The following is a 20,776-nucleotide window of genomic DNA, read 5'->3' on the forward strand; positions in this document are numbered from 1 at the left end:
TTCCTCACCGATGCTGCCGTTTCAACGGGGCGCCGCGCGTCGGCGACGGCGCGGCCCCGTTGACGCTTACTTCGCCAGCGTCCAGCCGCCGTCCTTGACCGCGATCAGCACGCGGCCGCGTTCGTCGAAGCCGCTGTGGTCGTCCTTCGTCATGTTGTAGACGCCCTGCGTGCCGATCAGCTCGCTGGTCCGCTCGAGGTTGTCGCGCAGCGCCGCGCGGAACTCCTTCGTGCCGGGCTTGGCAGTCTTCGCGGCGAGCGGGATCGCCTGCTGCAGCAGCAGGCCGGCGTCATAGACGTTGGCGCCGAAGGTCGCCGGCCGCGAGCCGTACGCCTTTTCGTACGCAGCGATGTACTCGGTCGCGACTTTCTTCGACGGGTTGCTGTCGGCGATCTCGGGCAGCACCAGCATCAGGCTCGCGGCGAGGATCGTGCCTTCGACTTTCTTGCCGCCGAGCTTGAGGAAGTCCGGCAGCGCGGCGCCGTGGGTCTGGTAGATCCGCCCGGTGTACCCCTGGTCGCGCAGCGTCGTTTGCGGCAGCACTGCCGGCCCGCCGGCCGCGGCGACGAGCACCGCGTCGGGGTTCGCGCCAAGGATCTTCAGGCTCTGGCCGGTGACCGACGCGTCCTGGCGCTGGAAGCGCTCGTTCGCGATGATCTGGATGCCGTTGGCGGCGGCGAGCGCGGAGAACACCTTGTGCCAGTTTTCGCCGTACGGATCGCCGACGCCGATGAAGCCGACCGTCTTCACGCCGCTTTTGACCATGTGCTCCATCAACGCCTTGGCGATGATGTCGTCGTTCTGGGTGGTCTTGAACACCCATTTCTTTTTGTCGTCCATCGGCGTGACGACCGCCGCGGTGCCGACCGGCGCGAGCAGCGGCACGCCGGCCTCGGCGATGAACTGGATCACGCCCATCGCGTTCGGCGAGCCTGACGGTCCGATGATCGCATCGACGTTCTGCTCCGAGATCAGCTTCTTGACCGCGGTCACCGACGCGGTCGGGTCGCTCGCGTCGTCGAGCGCGATGTACTCGACGGTGAGGTCGCCGATCTTCGCCGGCAACAGCGCCACCGTGTTCTTCTGCGGGATGCCGACCAGCGCCGTCGGGCCGGTCGCGGACGAAACCACGCCGATTCTGACCTGCGCGTGGGACGGCAGGGAGGCTGTCAGGAACAGCCCTGACAGGACCATCAGCATCGTTTTCATTTTCATGTTTTCTTGTCTCCTGCGGTGTGGACCAAAAAGACCGGATTGCTGCTGCGCGTGAAGAATTCAGAATTCGAAAGGCCTACCTCGCTGTCACTCGAAAATGCTTTCCGGGAGGCATGGAAATGCGGCGCGGGCTGCTTCTCCCGGTGCAGCGCCCGCGCCGGCCCGACACGCTGCAGTCGAGCCGCCTTTCGTTCGGTGCCGTTGCGGCACGCTCAGCCGGCGACGATGCCCCGTTCGCGCAGCTGCGCGATCGCCTCGTCCGCGTAGCCCGCTTCGCGCAGCACCGCGCAGGTGTCCTCTCCGTACTTCGCCGGAAACGCCAGTTCGCCGCTCGCGCCGGCGACGTCGACGGCCATCGGCTGCATGTGCACGAGCCGGCCGTCGGGGGTGCGCGTCGTCGTCAGACGGCGGCGCACGGCTTCCATGTCGCGTACCGCGGGAATGTCGTGGATCGGCGCGTGCGGGATCGTCGCGTCGCGAAAATCCGCGGCGATCTCAGCTGTCGCAAAGCGCGCCGTCACTGCGGCCATGTCGCGATGAATCGCGTCGCGCTCCTTGTGGCGCCCTTCGTTCGTCGCCCGGATGCCGGCGGCGAGCGAGGCGAACTTCGGGATCTCGGTGAGCCGGCGCCACTGCACATCGCTGCCGATCGCCATGTAGATGAAGCCGTCCGCGGTCGGGTAGACGTTGGTCGGGATGAACTTGCGGTGTGCGTTGCCGCAGCGCGTGATCTCCGCCGGCTGGCAGTCGAAGTCGAGCAGCGGCAGCGTCGTGATGAGCCACGACGCCGCGGCCTGCAGCATCGACACGTCGATGCGGCTGCCTTTGCCCGTCTCGGCGCGTTCGAGCAGCGCGAGCATGACGTTGGCAAACACTTCGTCGCCCGCCTTGAGGTCGACGATCGGCACGCCGGCGAGCGTCGGCGGGCCGTCGGCGTCGCCGGTGAGCTCCATGTAGCCTGCCATCGCCTGCAGCACCGGGTCGTAGCCCGGCGCGTCCGGGTAGTCCGGGCCCATCGCCGAGATGCCCGCCCAGATCAGGTCGGGCTTCGTGCGGCTCAGCGTTTCGTAGTCGATGCCGAGCTGCTCGTAGCGGCGCGGCACGGTGTTGCAGCAGAACACGTCGACGTCGAGCTCGACGAGGAGGCGACGCAGCAGGAGCTGCCCGTCGGGCTCCTTCAGGTTGATCGCGATCGCCTCTTTGCCGACGTTCGGCGCGATGAAATACGTGCGCCGGTCGTCATCGACGACGTTCGCGCCGATGTAGCGGTTCGGGTCGCCGGGCAGGCCGCCACGGGAGGGCGTCGATTCGATGCGGATGACGCGCCAGCCGAGCTGGGCGAAGCGCAGCGTCGCGTACGGCATCGACAGCGCTTGCTCCATCGACAGGACGGTACGGCGCCTCATGCGGCACTCCGGCGGGTGCTTTCGGCAGGCAAGATCTGGAATATCAAGAGCTTCTCCTCACCCCCCCGCGATCGGGGGGGCCAAAATGACTTCGTCCTCGTCACGCACCGGATGGTTGCGATCGGCATAATGCGAATTGACCGAGACCAGCACTACGTCGATGTACTCGAAGGCGCGCTTGTAGCGTTCGCCCTGGCTCGGCAGCCAGTCGAGCAGCATGCCCACGGTTTTGATCTCGGGTGGCAGCACGATCTCTTCCGACTCGCGGCCCAGGCTGTCGCGCAGCCAGGCGTAGTACTTCAGCTTCATGCGCGTTCACACCGCCAGCGCTTCCGAGGGCGTGGTTGCCTTGCCGGGCGCTGTCTGCATCCGTCGCTCGTGGATGGCGCGGGCGACCGTTTCCGGCGACATCGGCGGGTTGAAGATGCGCACGCCGGTCGCGTTGTAGAGCGCGTTGGCGATGGCCGGCGCGATCACGATGGTCGGCAGCTCGGAGATGCCCTTGGCGCCATACGGGCCTTCGGCGCAGTCGCTCTCGATGAAGTGCAGGTCGAGCGGCGGCATCTCCGGCGCGGTGATGAGCTTGTAGTCGCGGAAGGAGGCGTTCTTCAGCAGGCCGTGGTCGAGCAGCATGTTCTCGCTCAGCGCGTAGCCGAGGCCGATGGCCAGCCCGCCCTCGACTTGCCCCTCAAGGCCCATGCGGTTGATGATGCGGCCGACGTCCTGGGCGACAGTGACCTTGTCCACCTTGATCTCGCCGGTCAGCGTGTCCACGGTGATCTCGGCGATATGCACAGCGTGGGAATAGGCGGCCGAGTGGTCGGACATGTGCTGGGCGCCCTCGGGCTCGCTCTTCGGCTCGTAGTAGTCGGTGACCATCACCAGCTCCGGCTCGGCCTGGAAGTGCATCTGGCGCAACAGGCGGTCGAGCTTGATGATCGGGGTGCCGCACTGGTCGCGCACGACCGAGCCGCCGCGCAGCTCCAGCGTCTCCGCCGGCTCGCCGAGCACTTTCTCGGCGGCCGCGAGGATCTGGGCCTTGGCCTTGCGCGCCGCGCGGCGCGTGCCGTTGCCGGCGATGAAGGTGGTGCGCGAGGCGTGCACGCCGACGTCCCAGGGTGCGATGTCAGAGTCGTTGTTGACGAGGGTCACGTGCTCGAGCGGCACGCCGAGCTCCTCGGAGACGATCAGGGTGATGACCGCGTCGATGCCCTGGCCGATTTCCGAGGCGCCGGTGATGACCGTGACGCGGGCGTAGTCGTCCATCTTGAGGATGGTGCCGATACCGTCCGACTTGTGGATCTTGGCGCCGCCCGCGTTGTGAATCGACGAGGCGAGGCCGATGCCCTTCTTGTAGCGGCCGGGCGCGTCCTGCTGCGCCGCGTATTCCTTGCGCTTGCGGCTGTAGTCGCTGGCCTGGGCCGCGGTCTCGAGGCATTCGACGAGGGCGCATTCCCTGAGGAAGGATTTCTGCGGCGTGATCTCGCCGGACTTCTGCGAATTCTTGAGGTGGAACGCGAGCGGGTCCATGTCCACCATGTCGGCGAGCATGTCCATCTGCTGGGCGGTGGCGTAGGTGCACTGCACGTTCCCGTAGCCGCGGAAGGAGCCGGCGTAGGGGTTGTTGGTGTAGATCGCCTGGGCCTTGAAGTCGACCGCCGGCACGCGGTAGTGGCCCGAGACGGTGCGCATCATGATGACCGGAATGGTCGGGCCCCAGGAAGTGTAGGCGCCGTTGTCGAGCAGCACGTCGGCGCTGCGGAAGGTCAGCGTGCCGTCGCGCGTGCAGCCGGTGCGCATGTGGATGATCGCCGGCTGGCGCGTCGGCGAGGCCTTGAACTCCTCCTCGCGCGAGTAGATCACCTTGACCGGGCGGCCGGTCTTCCGGGCCAGCAGGGCGGCGATGGGCTCGTAGGGATAGACGTCGAGCTTGGAGCCGAAGGCGCCGCCGATCGGCGGCTGGATGACGCGGATGTCGCCGGGGTGGAGGCCGAGCGCCGGCGCCAGGTCCATCTTGTAGTTGTACGGGTACTGGGTCTGCGTCCAGATCGTCAGCTTGCCGTTGTGGTCGAAGTCGGCGATGGCGCAAGAGGTGCCCATGCAGCAGTGGGTGACGTGGTGCGGGCGGAAGACGTTGTCGACGACGAAGTCGGACGCCGCCTCGGCCGCGGCGACGTCGCCGTGCTGGAAATCGAAGGCGAGGCTCTTGTTGCCGGGGAAGTTGTCGTGGATCAGCGGCGCGTCTTCGCGGGCGCCGTCCTCGGGCGTGAACACGCCCGGCAGGTCCTCGTACTCGACCTCGATGAGCGCGACGGCCTGGCGCGCGATGTCCTCGCTCTCGGCGGCGACGGCGGCGATCTCGTCATGCTCGCAGCGCACCTTGTCCTTGAGGGCGACGTTGTCGCGCACGAAGCCGAACTTGAGGCCGGTGGCGTCCTTGCCGGTGAGCACGGCGTGGACGCCGGGCAGCTGCTCCGCGGCGGACGTGTCGATGCGGACGATCTTCGCGTGCGGCCGACCGGCGAACAGCACCTTGCCGATCAGCATCTGCGGCAGCACCATGTCGTTGATGTAGCGCGTCTTGCCGGTGGCCTTGTCGGGGGCGTCGGGCTTCTTGACGCGCGTGCCGATCAAGGTCTGCTTCGCCGTGGGTGTAGCGTTGGCGGTCTTTTCCATGATTTGACTCCGATCCGGGTTACGGGTTGGCCCTGCCGCCGCACGTGTTCGTTGCGGCGACGGCGTCGACCGCATCCAGCACCTTGGTGTAACCGGTGCAGCGGCACAGATTGCCTTCGAGGCCCCGTTGCGCCTGTTCCCGTGTCAGCTCCGGGTTGTTGGCGAGCAGGTTGCGCGACTGCATGATCATGCCCGGCATGCAGAAGCCGCACTGCACCGCGCCGTGGTCGACGAAGGCCTGCTGCACCGGGTGCAGGCCCTCGGGCGTGCGCAGCCCCTCGATGGTCACGACCTCGCGTCCGTCACAATCGACGGCGTACATCAGGCAACTGTTGACGGTCTTGCCGTCGATCTCGATCGTACAGGCGCCGCACTCGCCTTCGCCGCAGGCGTACTTGGTGCCCGTCATGCCGAGCCTGTCGCGCAGCATCGCCAGCGTCTTCATCGTGGCCGGCACCTTCAGGCTGACCGGGCGGCCATTGAGCGAGAAGCGGATTTCAGTTTCCACGGACATCATCGAGTACCTCTTCAACGAACACTTTCACGAGATGACTGCGGTACCAGGCGCTGGCACGCACGTCATCGATGGGTTTGGCATCCTCGGCCGCCGCGGCGACCGCCGCCGCGACGGTCGCCGCGTCGAGCGGCCGGCCTTCGAGCGCGGCTTCGACATGGCGGGCGCGCAACGGCGTCGGCGCCACCGACCCCATCGCGACGCGCACGTCACCCAGCCTGCCGTCGGCGACGCGCGCGCCGAGGGCCACCGAAACGGTGGAGATTTCGAGCGCCGGGCGCGGGCCGGATTTGCGGAAGCGGGCGACGAAGCCGGGTGCGGGCCGCGCGAACACGACCGCGGTCAGCAGCTCCTGCGCCAGCTTGACGGTCTTGCCCGGGCCGACGAAGAACTGCTCCAGCGGCACCCGGCGCGTGTGCGCGGCGCCGTCGCGCCAGCACGCGAGTTCGACCGCCGCGCCCAGCACCAGCAGCGGCGGGCTCATGTCGCCGGCCGGTGAGGCGTTGCACAGGTTGCCGCCCAGCGAGGCCGCGTTGCGTATCTGTTCACTGGCAAAATGCTCGGCCGCCTCGACCAGCACCGGCGCGATCTTGGCCAGCGCGGCGCTGCGGCGGATCTCGGCCACGGTCGTCGTCGCGCCGATGCGGATCTCGCCGCCGTCGGCCGCGATGCCGCCCAGCCCCTCGACGCGGTTGATGTTGAGCAGCCGCGCCTTGTACTGGCGCGCGCCGGATTCGGTCTGCGGCGCGAGATCCGTGCCGCCGCACAATACCGTCGCCTCGCCGTCCGCCATGGCCTGCAACGCCTCGTCGAGGCGCCGGGGCGCCAGGTAGGTCGTGATAGCTTCAATGGTTTCGCTCATTTCTTTCCTCGACTTCCTCGGTGCTCTCAGAAGCGGATCGGTTCCTGGTAACGGCCGTAGACCTTCACCAGTTCCTTCGTGATTTCGCCGACGCTGGCGTAGGCCTTGACCGCCTCGACGATCGCCGGCATGACGTTGGCGCCGGCACGGGCGGCTTCGCTGACGGCGGCGAGCGTGCGCGCGACGTGCGCGCTGTCGCGCTCGGCGCGCACCTTGTTCAGCCCGTCCACCTGCACGCGCGCGTCGTCCTCGTTGTACGGGTGGAACTCGACCGGATGCTCGTCCTCGTGCTCGTTGCGGTAGCGGTTGACGCCGACTTTCGGGAACTTGCCGGACTCGATGTCGCGTTGCATCTGGTACGCCTGCGCCGAGACTTTCGCCTGGATGATCCCTTCGGACACGAGCTTGACGATGCCGCCCTGCGCGTCGGTCTCGGCGATGATCTCCTCCATCTTGTCACGCATGCGGTTCGTCATCGTCTCGACGTAGTACGAGCCACCGAGCGGGTCGACCGTCTCGGTCATCCCCATCTCCTCGATGAGGATCTGCATCGTGCGCAGCGAGATGCGTGCCGAATACTCGGTCGGGATCGTGTAGGCCTCGTCGTACGAGCACAGCGCCATCGTCTGCGTGCCCGACAAGGCGCTGATCAGCGCGTAGTATGCGCCGCGCACGATATTGAGTTCCGGCTGCTCGAACGTGAGCCCGCCGCCGCCGCCTGCCGCGATCATGCGCAGCCACATCGAGCCGGGTTTTTCGGCCTTGTACTCCTCCTTCATGATCTTCGCCCACAGGCTGCGGCCCGCGCGGAACTTGCACACCTGCTCGAACAGGTTGCCGAAGATGTTGAAGTTGTACGACAGCCGCCCGGCGAACTCGTCGACCGCCAGGCCGCGCGCGATGACTTCGTCGGCGTAGGCCTTCGCGATGCAGAACGCGTAGGCCATCTCCTGCGCCGGCGTCGCGCCGGACTCGCGGATGTGGTAGCCGCACACCGACACCGGGCTGTACTTCGGTGCGTGCTCGGCGCAGTACTCGATCGTGTCGCCGACGAGCTTGATCGACGGCTCGACCGGGAAGATCCACGTACCGCGGCCGATGAACTCCTTGAGGATGTCGTTCTGCGCGGTGCCGCGCAGCTTCTTCACGTCGTAGCCGCGTTTCTCGGCCATCGCGAGGTACATCGCGATCGCGATCGCCGCGGCGCCGTTGATCGTCATCGACACGGTGATCTTGTCGAGGTCGATGCCGTCGAACGCGACCTCGAAGTCGCGCAGCGTGTCGATCGACATGCCGACGCGGCCGATTTCGCCGGCGGCGAGCGGGTCGTCCGAGTCGAGGCCGATCTGCGTCGGCAGGTCGAACGCGACGTTCAGGCCGGTCTGGCCGTTCGCGATCAGGTACTTGAAGCGCTGGTTCGTGTCATGCGGATTGCCGAAGCCGGCGTACTGGCGCATCGTCCAGGGCTGCTTGCGGTACATCTCGCGGTGGATGCCGCGCGTGAAAGGGTATTCGCCCGGCTCGCCGAGCATCGTCGTGCCGCCGCTCTCCTCGACGTCCGCCGCGGTGTAGAGCGGCTTGACTTCGAGCCCTGATTCGTTCGTGATGATTTTCAGCGTCGATTGCGCGCGATCGTTCATGCGACGTGCTCCCGGACGTTCTCACGGATATAAGCGACGATCGCGTCGAGCTTCGAGCCGGTCGGGAAAATGCCCTTGAAGCCGAGTTCGCGCAGCGCGTCATGGTCCTGCGCCGGCAGGTTGCCGCCGATCAGCCACAGCTTGTCGTGCAGACCGTTCTCTTCGAGCAGCGGTTTCAGCTTGCGGCAGAACGGCAGGTGCGAGCCCGCCATGCTGGAGAGCGCGATGACGTCGACGTCCTCCTCGAGTGCGATTCGCCCGACCTGCTCGGGCGTCTGCCGCAGGCCCGTGTAAATCACTTCAAAGCCCGCGTCCATCATCGCGCGGGCGACGATCTTCGCGCCCTGGTCGTGGCCGTCGAGGCCGGGCTTCGCGAGCAGGACCTTGATCCTGCGTTGCTGTCCTGTGTCGTTCATGAGCTCACTTCCTTCGCAATGACGAGTTTCAGGATTTCACTGGTGCCGCCGCCGATCAGCGTGAAGCGCACGTCGCGCAGATACCGCTGCACCGGGTATTCCATCGCGTAGCCGTACGACGCGAGCACGCGCGCCGCGTCGTCGCAGATGCTTGCGGCCGTTTCGGTCGCGAACAGCTTCGCCATCGCGGCTTCCTTGTGATGCGGGCGCTTCATGTCGCACAGCCACGCGGCGCGGTGGACAAGGGCGGTCGCGGCTTCGAGCCCGGTCGCCATGTCGGCGAGCTTGAGCTGGATCGCCTGGAAGCGGTTGATCGGCTTGCCGAACTGTTTCCGCTCGCCGGCATAGCGCACTGCAGCCAAGAGCGCCGCGCGCGCGACGCCGAGCGCCATCGCGCCGGTGATGATGCGGATCTCGGCGAGCGTCTTCTTCAGATGCCCTTCGCCGTCGCCTTCCTCTTTCGACAGGCGGTGGCTGTCCGGCACGAAACAGCCGTCGAACGCGACTTCGGACGTCGGCAGCGCCCACACGCCCATCTTGTGGATTTCGCGCCCGATGGTGATCCCCGGGAAGTCCTTCTCGACGAGGAAAATCGTCAGCTTCTTCTCGTCGCCGGCGCGCGCGAACACGGTGAAGAAGTCCGCGACAGGAGCCGACGTGATCCACGTCTTCTGGCCGTTGATGAGATAGCCGCCGTCCACTTTGGTCGCGGTCGTCGCGATCGATTCGAGGTCGGAGCCTGCGTTCGGCTCGGTCATGCAGATCGCGCCGATCTTGTTGCCGGCCAGTGCCGGCTTGAAGAGGCGCTCGACGATGTCGGCGTTGCCCAGCGCGTGCAGGAACTTCGTCCCCATCAGCGACTGCATCGCGACCGCGCCGGCGAGCGACATCGAGCCACGCGCGACTTCGGACAGCGCGAGGCAGAACTCGCTCAGCGCGAGCCCCGAGCCGCCGACCGACTCGGGATAGCGCATGCCGAAAAAGCCGAGCTCGGCGAGCTCGCGGAAAAGCGCCCGCGGGAACGCCCCCGCCTCGTCGAGCGCGGCCGCCTGCGGCGCGATGCGCTCGTCGCTGAAGCGCGCGAACGTGTCCTGGATCGCGCGTTGTTCGTCGGTGAGATCGAAGTCCATCAGGCCACCTGCCCGGGATCGAAGCCGTACTTCTCGCGCGCAGCTTCTGCCGAGATCACGCCGTTGCGGATCTCCTCGGCGAGCAGCTTGCGGCTCCTGCGCTTCGGGTCGCCGTAGCCGCCGCCGCCGCTCGCGACCTGGTGGTAGATCGTGCCTTTCGGCACGCCGGTGATGAGGTCCTTGTTTTTCGGCACGACGGTCGTGCCGTCCGGGTAGTTCAGGCGGATGAAGTTGAGCCCGCCTTCGCCACCGCCGAAGAGCCCGAACGCCGGCTCGAAGTCGCCGTCGCCGAACGTCACGAGCTGCGTGTTCTCCGACCCGATCTCGAAGATCGTCTCGACGCCGAGCCCGCCGCGCCATTCGCCGGCGCCGGCCGAGTCCGTCAGCAGTTCGTGGCGGATCAGGCGGTGCGGCGTCTGCTGCTCGAACATCTCGTAGTCCTGGTCGAGCACGCCGCCGGACGCGTCGATCATGCCGATGTGGTCGTAGCCGTCGGTGCCGAGCATCGCGCCGGAGCCGCCCTTGAGGCCCATGAAACCGATATCGACGTATTTCTCGCCGTTGCGCGGGTCGATGCCGGTCGTCAGGCTCGCGAGCAGGTTGTTCCAGCCGGCGGTGACGCGCTCGGGCATCACCGGCGCCAGCGCGCGCTGGATCGCATCGGCGTTCGGCGGGCACAGGTGGTTGCCGAACGTCGTCGCTTTCGGATACGCAGCGTTCAGGATCGTGCCTTCCGGGATAACGATCTCGATCGGCTGCACCATGCCTTCGTTGTGCGGGATGTCCGGGTTCACCATCTGCAGCAAGGTGAGGATCGTCGCCGACGCGCTCGACGTGAACGTGCCGTTGACGAAGCCGTTGGTCTGCGGGTCGGTGCGCGAATAGTCGAAGCGGATCGACTTGTCCTTGACCTCGATGTCGACGCGGATCGTGAATTCGGAGCCGACGTGGCGGCCGTCGTAGAACACTTTGCCTTCACCCGAATAGCTGCCGTTCGGGATCTTCGCGATCTCGGCTTCCATCATCTTGCGCGTCGCGTCGAACAGCGCCTCTTTGTGCGCTTCGTAGCTCGGCACGCCGTACTTGGCGAGCAGCTCGAGCAGCCGCCGCTCGCCGACCGTGCAGGCGCCCATCTCGGCTTTCATGTCGTGCTGCACAATGTCGAGCCGCACGTTGGCGAAAATCAGGTTCCAGACGTCCTTGCGCAGCTTGCCTTTCTCGACGACTTTCACCGGCGGGATGCGCAGCGCCTCCTGCCACACTTCGACCGCGTTCGGGTTGTAGCCGCCGGCGACGTTGCCGCCGATGTCGGCCTGGTGGCCTTTGACCGCAGTCCAGGCGACGAGCCGGCCTTCGAAGAACACCGGCTTGAACACCGCGACGTCGTTGTTCTGGTTGCCGAGGCTGAACACGTCGTTGTGGAAAATCACGTCGCCGGGGTAGATCTCGTCGCCGAAATATTCCTTGATGTACTTGCACACCGGCGCGAGCGAGAACGCGAGGATCGGCAGGTTCTCGGTCTGTTCGAGCATGTTGCCGTCGCCGTCGTACAGCCCGGTGACGTAGTCTTTCGCTTCGCACAGGATCGGCGAGCGTGTCGTCTGCTCCATCGAGATGCTCATCTCGTCGGTGATCGAGCGGAACGTCCGCGCATAGACGGAGAGCAGGATCGGATCGATAGTCACGGCGCTCATGCCAGAGCCTCCTTCTTGTCCTTGATGCACGACTTCACGAGATCCTCGCGGCCTTTCCGGAACAGCGCGAACGAGCCGAGCGCGTCGACGACGCAGTCGTATGCCGCGCTGACGAAGATCGCAGTGGTCTCCTGCTCGATCATCGCCGGCCCAATGATGCGGTTGCCGTGGCGCATGCGGTGACCGTCATAGACCGGCACGTCGCGGAACGTCTTCGTCTCGGGGATATACACGGCGCGCCGGCCTTTCAGCGCGTGCGCCGCGTCGTCGCCCGCCCACGGTTCCTCGCGCGCGACCGGCTTGTCGGTGACGCCGATCGCCTGCACGCGCACGTTGATGACTTCGACCGGCGTTGCCTCCTGTTCGAGCGAGTAGCCGTACAGCCGGTTGTGCTCGGCGTGGAACGCCGCCGCGATCGCCGCCGCGTCGCCCGCCTGGATCAGCCGGTGCGGCACGATGAACGACACTTCGTGGTACTGCTTCACGTAGCGGCAGTCGAGCTTGACGTCGAAGCGGCGGCGTGCGTCCGGAATGCGCTCTTCGGTGAGCTGGCCGGCGCCGTCGAGCGCCATCTCGTCGATGATGGCGCCGAGTTTCGGCCAGTCGAGCGCGTCGAGGCGCGACACGAACGTGCGCACGAAATCGTGCTTCAACTCGCTCATCAGCATGCCGAACGCGCACAGCACGGACGACTCGCGCGGCACGATCTGCAGCGGAATCTCGAGTTCGTCGCAGATCAGGCACGAGTGGATCGGGCCGGCGCCGCCGGCCGGGATGAACGGGAACTCGCGCGGGTCGAAGCCCCGCTTGATCGTCACTTCGCGCACGCCCTGCGCCATGTTGTTGCACGCGACGCGGTACATGCCCGCCGCAGCTTCCTCGACCGTGAGCCCCATCGGCGTCGCGATGTGCTCCTCGATCGCGGCGCGCGCGGCCTCGACGTCGAGCTTCATTTTTCCGCCGGCAAAGAATTCCGGGTCGAGGTAGCCGAGCACGACGTTCGCGTCGGTCGTCGCGGGCAGCTTTCCGCCTTTGCCGTAGCACGCCGGTCCCGGATCGGCGCCGGCGCTCTGCGGCCCCATGCGCAGCAGGCCGCCTTCGTCGAGCCAGCCGATCGAGCCGCCGCCGGCGCCGATCGTGTGGATGTCGAGCATCGGCAGCGCGATCTTGTGACGTGCGATTTCGCCGTCGTTCTTGATCATCGGCGAGCCGACCGCGACCGACGCTTCGAAGCTCGTGCCGCCCATGTCGGTGATGATGCAGCGGTCCTGGCCGTGCGTGCGGACGTAGAAAAGACCTGCGCCGGGTCCGCCGGCCGGGCCCGACAGCAGCGTCAGCGCCGCTTTTTCGCGCGCGAGCTGCGGCGAGATCACGCCGCCGTTCGACTGCATGATCAACAGCAGGCCGTCGAAGCCGATGCCCTCGAGCCGGCCGACGAGCTGGTCGAGGTAGTGGTTGAGCTTCGGGCCGACGTAGGAATTGAGCGCGGTCGTGCTGACGCGCTCGTAGAAGCGGATCGACGGCAGCAAGTCGGTCGACACCGACAGGTACGCGTCGGGCAGTTCGCGGCGCACGAGCTCGGCTGCGGCCTGTTCGTGCGCCGGGTTCGCGAACGAATTCATGAAGCAGATCGACACCGCCTCGACGCCTTCGCGGCGGAACAGTTCGATCGCCTGCGCGACTGCATCGAGGTCGAGGGCCGTGGTCTGTTGGCCGTCGCGGTCGAGCCGTCCCGGAATGCCGGCGCGCAGATAACGCGGGACGAGCGGCTTCACGTTCGTGTAGCGGTTGTTGTACTGCTCTTCGCGCACGCCGCGGCGCATCTCGAGCGCGTCGCGCACGCCTTCGGTCGTCAGGAGGCCGCATTTCGCGCCGTTGCCGGTCAGCGTCGCGTTCGTCGTCACCGTCGTGCCATGCACGATCGTGTCGATCAGCGGCGCGAAAGCTTCGAGCGACAGCGGCGGGTCCATGCTTGCGGCGATGTCGGCGAGGCCATTCACGACCGCGATCGACGGGTCGGCCGGCGTCGACAGCGACTTGAATATGGCTGGCTCGGCGCCGTCGCGCGTGACGACGAAATCGGTGAAAGTGCCGCCGACGTCGATTCCGATCTTCAGTGTCATCAGGTCTGCTCCATGAACGTTTTCCGTGCGACCAGCCGGCGCACGTCATCCTTCCTGACCTTGCCGAGCGCGGTGCGCGGCAGTTCGTCGAGGAACACCACCTCTTTCGGCAGCTTGTAGCGGGCGATGCGGCCTTCCAGCAGCTGCAGCACGTGCCCCGTGTCGAGCGTGCGGCCTTCGAGCGGCACGACGACGGCGACGACGACTTCGCCCCAGCGCTCGTCGGGCCGGCCGACGACCGCTACTTCGGCGATGTTGGGCGATTCGCCGAGCAGGTTCTCGATCTCGGCGGGATAGATGTTCTCCCCGCCGGAGATGATCATTTCCTTCTTGCGCCCGTCGACCCAGAGAAAGCCTTCGCTGTCCTGGTGGCCCATGTCCCCGGTACGAAACCACCCGTCCTGGAGCACTGCGGCAGTCGCCTGCGGGTCGTTCCAGTACGCGCTCATGACGTTCGGGCCGCGCACGAGGATTTCGCCGGTCGCGCCCGGCTTCACGTCGCGCCCGTCATCGCCGACGACGCGCAGGCTGCAGTGCGGCGCCGCACGACCGGCCGAACCGGCCTTGCGTTGCGCGTCTGCGGGCTTGACGTACGCGGCGATCGGGCAAGTCTCGGTCGAGCCGTAGATCTGTACGAGCGGCACGCCGCGCCGGTGCACTTCGCGGATCAGTCGCTCGGGGACGATCGTCGAGCCGGTCGTGATCATGCGCAGGCTCGACAGGTCGGCACTCTCCCAGCGCGGGCGGGCGATCATCATTTCGAGTTGCGCCGGCACGAGCACGGTTAGCGTGATGCGTTCCTGCTCGATCGCGTCGAAAGTCGCGTCGGCGTCGAACTTCGGATGCAGCACGACGGTGGCGCCAACGGAGAACGCCGGAGTCGTCTGGTTGTTGAGCCCGCCGACGTGAAACAGCGGCAGCGTCGTCAGGATGCGGTCGTCGGTGCTCAGCTCGTGCAGGTCGATGCTGTTCGCGGCGTTCCACCCCAGCGCGCCCTGCGACAGCAGCGCCCCTTTCGGCTTGCCGGTCGTGCCCGACGTGTAGCAGATCAGCAGCGGGGTCTGCGGCCCGACTTCCGGGTCGCGCGCCACTGCGTCACCGCTGCGCTCGAGCAGCGCGTCGTACGAAATCCAGCCTTGCGGCGGCGCATCGAACGCGACCAGCGTCACGTCCGCCAGCGCGTCGCGGAACGCGTCGATCTGCGCGACGAAGCGCGGCTCGACGAGCAGCACCGACGGCGGACAGTCCGCGAGCAATTGCCGGTGCTCCGGCCCGGCCAGGCGCCAGTTCAGCGGCATGAACAGCGCGCCGAGCCGCGCACAGGCGAACAGCGTCGCGAGCATCTCCGGGCTGTTGTAGCCGAGATATGCGACGCAGCTGCGATGCCTCACGCCGGACGCGTTGAGCGCCGACGCGAGCCGCTCGACCAGCGCGGCCAGCTGCGCGTACGACAGGTCGCGCTCCGGGAACCGGATTGCCGTCTTGCCGGGCACGAGCCCGGCGTGGCGGTCTATCCATTCGGACAGCTCCATGCCCACTCCTCCTCCAGTTGTCTCGTCACGGGCGCTTTTTGCGCCTCTATAAACACGCTTTCACTCTGGTCGGGGTACGTCTGTCCGGGCGCTTTTGCGCCTCTCGTCGCTCCCCGTCGGGGGAGCTCGTGCAGCTTGCGTTGCCTATGCGTCACATACTTCGATCACCACCGCCATCGCCGTGTCGCCGGCCGCGCAGCCGGTGAAGAGGCCGAAGCCGCCGCCGCGCAGCGCGAGCTCCTCGATCAGCTCGATGATCGCGCGCGTGCCCATCGGCGCCTGCGGGTGGCCCCACACGAGCGAGCAGCCGTAGTTGTTCATCAAAGCGAGGTCGGCGCCGGTCTCGCGGGCGAAGACGATGTCGTTCACCGCGAACGGGTTGTGCGTCTTGATCGCGGCGAGGTCGGCGATGCTGCGTCCGGCCTGGTCGAGCGCGCGGCGCGCGGCCGGGATCATCGCTTCGGGCATGTACGCAAGCTCCGTCCGGGCGAGGCCGAAGCCGTGCAGGCGGACTGCGATCTTCGGGTCCGCCGATAGCTCGCGCGCCTTGTCCGGCGTCGTGACGACGATCGCGGCGTTGCCGTCGGCCGGGTGCGTCTGCGCGCCGAACGTCACGCTGCCGCCGTCGATGACGGGCCGCAGCTTCGCGAGCCCCTCGGCCGTCGACCGGGACGTGCCTTCGTCGCCGTCGAGCGTCGCGGCCGTCTTGCGGAAGTCCGCGCTCGGCACCGCGAAAGGCAGCGTCATGAAGCGCCTGAGGAACGCCGAATCGTCGCGCAGCGCGTCGCCGTACTGCTGCTCGCGCCGCAACACCAGTTCGTGTTGCTGTGCGGTCGTGACGTTGTGTTTCGACGCGACGTTCTCGGCGGTGGCGAGCATCGAATGGCCGCCGAGCGGGTCGCAGCCGAAGTTGTCCATGACCCAGTTTTCGGCGCTGCCGGTGCCGCCGGGAGCGCGCGGATTCGGGTAATAGAGGTGCGGTCCGTTCGACGTGCGGTCGCAGTTGATCGCGAGCGCGACGCTCGCCATGTCCGATTCGATTTCCTGCGCCGCCGCGAGCAGCGTGCGCACTCCGGTCGCACACGCCTGCATCATCGTCGGGCCGCCGGCGCGCGTTGCACCGATCATGCCGGTCAGCCACGGCAGGCCGTAGAACGCGTGCTGTTGCGGCACCGAGAAGCCGAGCACGCCGTAGTCGAACAGCGCGGGATCGATTGCGCGCCGGCCCAGCTCCTCGCGCGCGACGTGCGCTGCGAAGCGGACGCTGTGGAGATTTGCGAAGCTTCCCTGCCAGCGCGCGAACGGCGTGCTCCAGTAAGCGCCGTACGGAATTTCGGCCTTGTAGCTCACGACAGGACCGCCTTTGCGGTGCCGATGATGCGGATGCTCTTCATTCGTTCCGGTCTCCGTGGTTGTTCGCGGGGAGGTATGACGTGTCGGGGCGGGATGCTGTGGGGCCGAGGCGCGAGACGGCTATCCGGCCGCGCTGTCGTCGAGGCCGACCGCGACGATGAACGCGTGCTTGGCTTCCGACAGATGCTCGTGCATCGCCGCTGCCGCGGCATCGCCATCGCCGGCGGCGAGCGCTGCGGCGATGCGGCCGAGCCCGCGCAGCACGATCGTGCGGATCTGCGCGTCGCCGAGCGTCAGCGTGCGGATGCGCTGCATGTGGTCCGCGTACTGTTCGACGATGCGCACGAGGCGCGGATTGGGCACCAGCGCGAGCCACGCGGCGCGAAAGCTGATGTTGGCTTCGCGAAAAGCGTCGGCGTCGTTCGCCTCGTGCGCGCGCACCGCCGCGGCGAGCGCGTCGTCGATCGAGCGGCGCATCGCCGGCGATTGCGTGAAAGCGGCGATGCGGCGGATCGCCGCCGTTTCGACGAGAAAGCGGATCTCGTAGATGTCGTTGACGTCGTCGAGCGTCAGCGCCGGGACGACGAAACTGCGCCCGTCGGAGACCAGCAGGCCTTCGCTCGACAGGCGCCGCAACGCTTCGCGCACCGGGGTGCGCGACACGCCGAGCTGCTCGGCGAGCTGGACTTCCTGCAGCGGCTGGCCGGCGACGATCATGCCGTTGCGCAGATGCGAGCGCAGTTTGTGATACACCTGCTCGCCGAGGGCAAGCGGACGTTCGACAGGTTTGAGTGACGGAACCATGAGCAGAACCTTGCAGGGGCAAATGCGGGGCCGAAGGCCGATGAATGAATACTGTATACAGTATTTTTTTGCATGTAAAGGCGAGGAGACGGACGAACATCCGACACTGCAATCGTGGCGAAGGCGGAAGCGGGTAGCGGTTCGGCACGGCTCCCGACAGCGTTACATAGGAACTGCTGCGCGATTTGCTGCATCGGGCCGCGGCGCTCGTTATGATCCTGTCCCCATCCGACCTCCCATGCCCCGGTTTCGATGACTCAGCCCCCGACCGTTTCCGAACACAGCACTGCCCAGCCTTCCGCGGTCGAAGCCGAAATCCTGCGGCTGTCGCGCGATGAGCCGGCGCTCGGCCAAGCCGCGGTGGCAGAGCGGCTGCGCCAGGCCGGGCTGCCAATCTCGCCGTCCGGCGTGCGCTACATCTGGCAGAAGCATGGCCTGGAGACCGCGGTCAAGCGCCTGCGGGCGCTTGCCGGCAGTTCGCGCGAAGGACTGGCGGCCCTCACCGACACGCAGCGCGGGCTGCTCGAGCGCGGCGCGCTCACCGCACGGCTCGTCCGCAGCGCCTCGCCCGGAGCGGCCGCAGATGCCGTCGAAGAGCCGATCGACCGCCGCCAGGTGATCCTCAACGCGGCTGCCGAGCTGTTCGCGGAGCAGGGCTACGACCGCAGCTCGATCCGCGACATCGCGCGCAAGGTCGGGCTCTTGCCCGGCTCGGTCTATCACTATTTCGCATCGAAGGACGAGCTCTACCTGGCGGTGCACGGCGAAGGCTTCCGGCGCCTGACGGCAGCGGTCACGGCCGCGATCGGTGAAACCCGCGATCCGTGGGAACGCCTCATGCGGGCCTGCGAAGTCCATGTCGGCGGCATCGCGACCGGCTCTCCGGTCGACCGCGTGACCGGCCACAATCTCGCGATGATCCGCCACCACGGGTTGTTCGCGAAAATCCGCCCGGTGCGCGAAGCGTATGAAAACATCTACCGCGAACTCATCGACGCGCTGCCGCTCGCGCCCGGCACCGACCGCACGCTGCTGCGCCTGCTGCTGCTCAGCGCCATGAACTGGGTGTACATCTGGTATCGCGAAGGCCGGCGCTCGCCGAAGGAGATCGCCGACGCGATGGTCGACATGCTGCGCCACGGCGTCGAGCGGGCCCCGCGGCCGCACGACGCGTAGCCGTTTCGACCGGCCCCGCAGCCGCGCGCGAGCGGAGGCCGTTGCAGGGCGATCGCCACGATACATTGAAGTTGCGTTTTCGCGGAAGAGTACGGGATACTGTATACATAAAAAACCGGGCGGCCTCTCATCGCCGCGATCCGGTCACGGACCCACTCGACACCAAAGGAACCCACGCATGGCACTCCCGTTCGCCAATCCCTTGCTCGCGGGCTCGTCCCGCCCCATGCCGCGCGCGGTCGCCGTCATCGGGGCCGGCACGATCGGGCCGGATATCGGCTATTACCTCAAGAGCGCGCTGCCGGAGCTGAAGCTCACGCTCGTCGATGTCTCGCAGGCGGCGCTCGACCGCGCGCTGCAGCGCTTCCACGACTACGCGGCCAAAGCGGTCGCGAAGGGCAAGATGAGCGAAGCCGAAGCCCGAGCGGTGACCGCGAACCTCTCCGGCACGCTCGACTACGGCGACATCGCCGACGCCGACTGGGTGCTCGAGGCGGCGACCGAGAACATCGCGCTGAAGCGCAGGATTTTCGCCGACGTCGAAGCGGTCGTGCGACCCGACGCGCTGATCACGTCGAACACCAGTTCGCTGCCGGCCGCGCAGATTTTCGCCGAGCTGCGCCACCCCGACCGCGCCACCGTGACGCACTTCTTCGCCCCGGCGTGGAAGAACCCGGTCGTCGAAGTCGTGCGCTGGGAGAAAACCGACCCGGCAGTCGTCGAGTACCTGCGCTGGCTGTTCTGCAGCACCGGCAAAGTGCCGCTCGTCACCGACGACGTCGCGTGCTTCATGCTCGACCGGATTTTCGACAACTGGTGCAACGAGTCGGCGCTGCTGCTCGAGCGCGCGACTGCGGCCGAAATCGACACCGTCGCGGCCGAGTTCGTCCATGCCGGCCCGTTCTTCGTGCTGAACCTCGCGAACGGCAACCCGATCATCACCGAGACGAACACGCTGCAGGCCGAGATCGAAGGCCCGCACTACCGGCCCGCGCCGGTCTTCCGCTCGGTCGATCGCTGGCTCACGGTCGCCCCCGGCAAGTCGGTGCCGGTGTCGCCCGAAACGGCCGAGGCCGTGCGCGAGCGCCTGCTCGGCGTGCTGTTCTCACAGAGCGCGGACATCCTCGATCGCAACATCGGCGAACCGGCGGATCTGGATTTCGGCTGCCGCCAAGCGCTCGGATTCCGCAAGGGACCGCTCGATCTGATGCGCGACCTCGGAGATGACACGACCGGCCGCATCGTCGAACGCTTCTGCGCGGAGCGACCGGGAATGCCCGAGCCGCGACGCTCGTTTGCCGCGTACCAGGATTTCCTGCGACACGTGCTCGTCGATGATGTCGACGGCGTCAAGGTCATCACGCTGCGCCGCCCCGAAGCGATGAACGCGCTGCACGACGAGATGACGGACGAGATCCTGTCGGTGATCCGCCGGCACGAACACGACGCCGAAGTCACCGGTTTCGTCATCACCGGCTACGGCAACCGCGCGTTCTGCGCCGGCGCCGACATCGGCCGCTTCCCGCGCCTGCTGGGCGACGCGGCGGGCGCCGCGCAGTACGCGCGCGACTGCTCGCGCCTCCTCGTGTATCTGGACAGCATGAAGAAGCCGGTCGTCGCGGCCTTGAACGGCATGGTGCTCGGCGGCGGCTTCGAACTGGCGATCCGCTGCCACGGCATCGTCGCGCTGAAGGACGCGTGGATGCAGCTGCCCGAAGTCACGCTCGGCATCGTGCACGGCATCGGCGCGATGGTCGTGCCGTACCGGCGCTGGCCGCAGGCGTCGCGCGAGTTCAACGGCATGCTGCGCCGCGCCGAGCGCCTCAAGGCCGGGCGTGCGCTCGAACTCGGCGTTATCGACGAGCTCGCCGACGACTATCCGGGGCTGGTGCGCGCCGCGGTCGCGCGGGTCCGTGCGCTGTCCGGCAAGGTGGCGGGGATTCCGAACGGGGCGATCGACATCGCGCCGCTCGACCGCATCGAACCGAAAGCCGCGAACGGGCAGGTCCTGAGCGCCGAAGTCATCCGCCTGATGGAATCCGCGATCCACGAAGCGGCGTCCGCCCGCACGCTCGACGAGGCGCTGGAAGTCGGCTATCGCGCGTTCGGCGAGAGCGCCTGCACCCACGCCGCGCGCGAAGGCATCACCGCGTTCCAGGAAAAGCGCAAGCCGGACTTCACGAAGACGCCGTAAGACCAGGCCCGGATGTTTCGCCCGCCCCGCTCCTTTCGCGA

General features: G+C 67.2%; 16 protein-coding genes. 2 read left to right on the forward strand and 14 right to left on the reverse strand.

All coding sequences use genetic code 11. The annotated features are described in order from the left end of the window. Positions 1–66 precede the first annotated feature (66 nt). From GO608_RS11315 to GO608_RS11380, 14 genes are all read right to left on the reverse strand, one after another. Positions 67–1,215, reverse strand: coding sequence for an ABC transporter substrate-binding protein (locus GO608_RS11315; protein WP_169199711.1), 1,149 nt, complete (start codon positions 1,213–1,215; stop codon positions 67–69). 212 nt (positions 1,216–1,427) lie between these two features. Then, positions 1,428–2,621, reverse strand: a complete 1,194-nt coding sequence (locus GO608_RS11320; protein WP_169199710.1) for a CaiB/BaiF CoA transferase family protein — start codon at positions 2,619–2,621, stop codon at positions 1,428–1,430. Between the two features lie 57 nt (positions 2,622–2,678). Next, positions 2,679–2,930 carry a MoaD/ThiS family protein gene (locus GO608_RS11325; protein WP_169199709.1) on the reverse strand — a complete coding sequence of 84 codons (252 nt, stop codon included), beginning with the start codon at positions 2,928–2,930 and terminating at the stop codon, positions 2,679–2,681. A gap of 6 nt (positions 2,931–2,936) precedes the next feature. Beyond that, a complete protein-coding gene (locus GO608_RS11330) occupies positions 2,937–5,297 on the reverse strand; it encodes a xanthine dehydrogenase family protein molybdopterin-binding subunit (RefSeq protein ID WP_169199708.1) in 2,361 nt (786 codons plus the stop codon). A gap of 19 nt (positions 5,298–5,316) precedes the next feature. Continuing rightward, positions 5,317–5,814 carry a (2Fe-2S)-binding protein gene (locus tag GO608_RS11335; RefSeq protein WP_169199707.1) on the reverse strand — a complete coding sequence of 166 codons (498 nt, stop codon included), beginning with the start codon at positions 5,812–5,814 and terminating at the stop codon, positions 5,317–5,319. Further along, positions 5,795–6,673, reverse strand: coding sequence for an FAD binding domain-containing protein (locus GO608_RS11340; protein ID WP_211159509.1), 879 nt, complete (start codon positions 6,671–6,673; stop codon positions 5,795–5,797). The genes GO608_RS11335 and GO608_RS11340 overlap by 20 nt, the downstream gene beginning before the upstream one ends. A gap of 26 nt (positions 6,674–6,699) precedes the next feature. Next, complete coding sequence (locus GO608_RS11345) at positions 6,700–8,313, reverse strand: acyl-CoA mutase large subunit family protein (protein ID WP_169199706.1); 1,614 nt, start codon at positions 8,311–8,313, stop codon at positions 6,700–6,702. Then, positions 8,310–8,729: a cobalamin B12-binding domain-containing protein gene (locus GO608_RS11350; RefSeq protein WP_169199705.1), complete on the reverse strand. Its 420-nt coding sequence runs from the start codon at positions 8,727–8,729 to the stop codon at positions 8,310–8,312. Before GO608_RS11350 ends, GO608_RS11345 begins: the two co-directional genes overlap by 4 nt. Continuing rightward, a complete protein-coding gene (iaaF, locus tag GO608_RS11355) occupies positions 8,726–9,859 on the reverse strand; it encodes a benzylmalonyl-CoA dehydrogenase (RefSeq protein WP_169199704.1) in 1,134 nt (377 codons plus the stop codon). Before iaaF ends, GO608_RS11350 begins: the two co-directional genes overlap by 4 nt. Then, positions 9,859–11,553, reverse strand: a complete 1,695-nt coding sequence (locus tag GO608_RS11360) for a hydantoinase B/oxoprolinase family protein (RefSeq protein WP_169199703.1) — start codon at positions 11,551–11,553, stop codon at positions 9,859–9,861. The genes iaaF and GO608_RS11360 overlap by 1 nt, the downstream gene beginning before the upstream one ends. Continuing rightward, positions 11,550–13,676 (reverse strand): hydantoinase/oxoprolinase family protein, encoded by a 2,127-nt coding sequence (locus tag GO608_RS11365; RefSeq protein WP_169199702.1) that lies wholly within the window; start codon positions 13,674–13,676, stop codon positions 11,550–11,552. Before GO608_RS11365 ends, GO608_RS11360 begins: the two co-directional genes overlap by 4 nt. After that, positions 13,676–15,208 carry an acyl-CoA synthetase gene (locus tag GO608_RS11370; protein ID WP_169199701.1) on the reverse strand — a complete coding sequence of 511 codons (1,533 nt, stop codon included), beginning with the start codon at positions 15,206–15,208 and terminating at the stop codon, positions 13,676–13,678. The genes GO608_RS11365 and GO608_RS11370 overlap by 1 nt, the downstream gene beginning before the upstream one ends. Before the next feature lie 144 nt (positions 15,209–15,352). Beyond that, positions 15,353–16,558, reverse strand: a complete 1,206-nt coding sequence (locus tag GO608_RS11375; protein ID WP_169199700.1) for a thiolase family protein — start codon at positions 16,556–16,558, stop codon at positions 15,353–15,355. A 123-nt stretch (positions 16,559–16,681) separates the two neighbouring features. Beyond that, the gene (locus tag GO608_RS11380; RefSeq protein ID WP_169118380.1) at positions 16,682–17,365 is read right to left on the reverse strand and encodes a GntR family transcriptional regulator; all 684 of its coding nucleotides are present in this window, start codon (positions 17,363–17,365) and stop codon (positions 16,682–16,684) included. Positions 17,366–17,617: 252 nt separating this feature from the next. On the opposite strand from GO608_RS11380, the gene GO608_RS11385 reads away from it, so the two are divergent. Beyond that, positions 17,618–18,541, forward strand: a complete 924-nt coding sequence (locus GO608_RS11385; protein ID WP_169199699.1) for a TetR/AcrR family transcriptional regulator — start codon at positions 17,618–17,620, stop codon at positions 18,539–18,541. A gap of 178 nt (positions 18,542–18,719) precedes the next feature. Next, positions 18,720–20,735, forward strand: coding sequence for a 3-hydroxyacyl-CoA dehydrogenase/enoyl-CoA hydratase family protein (locus GO608_RS11390; RefSeq protein ID WP_169199698.1), 2,016 nt, complete (start codon positions 18,720–18,722; stop codon positions 20,733–20,735). Positions 20,736–20,776 lie beyond the last annotated feature (41 nt).

Source organism: Aromatoleum buckelii (assembly GCF_012910785.2).
Taxonomy (GTDB): domain Bacteria; phylum Pseudomonadota; class Gammaproteobacteria; order Burkholderiales; family Rhodocyclaceae; genus Aromatoleum; species Aromatoleum buckelii.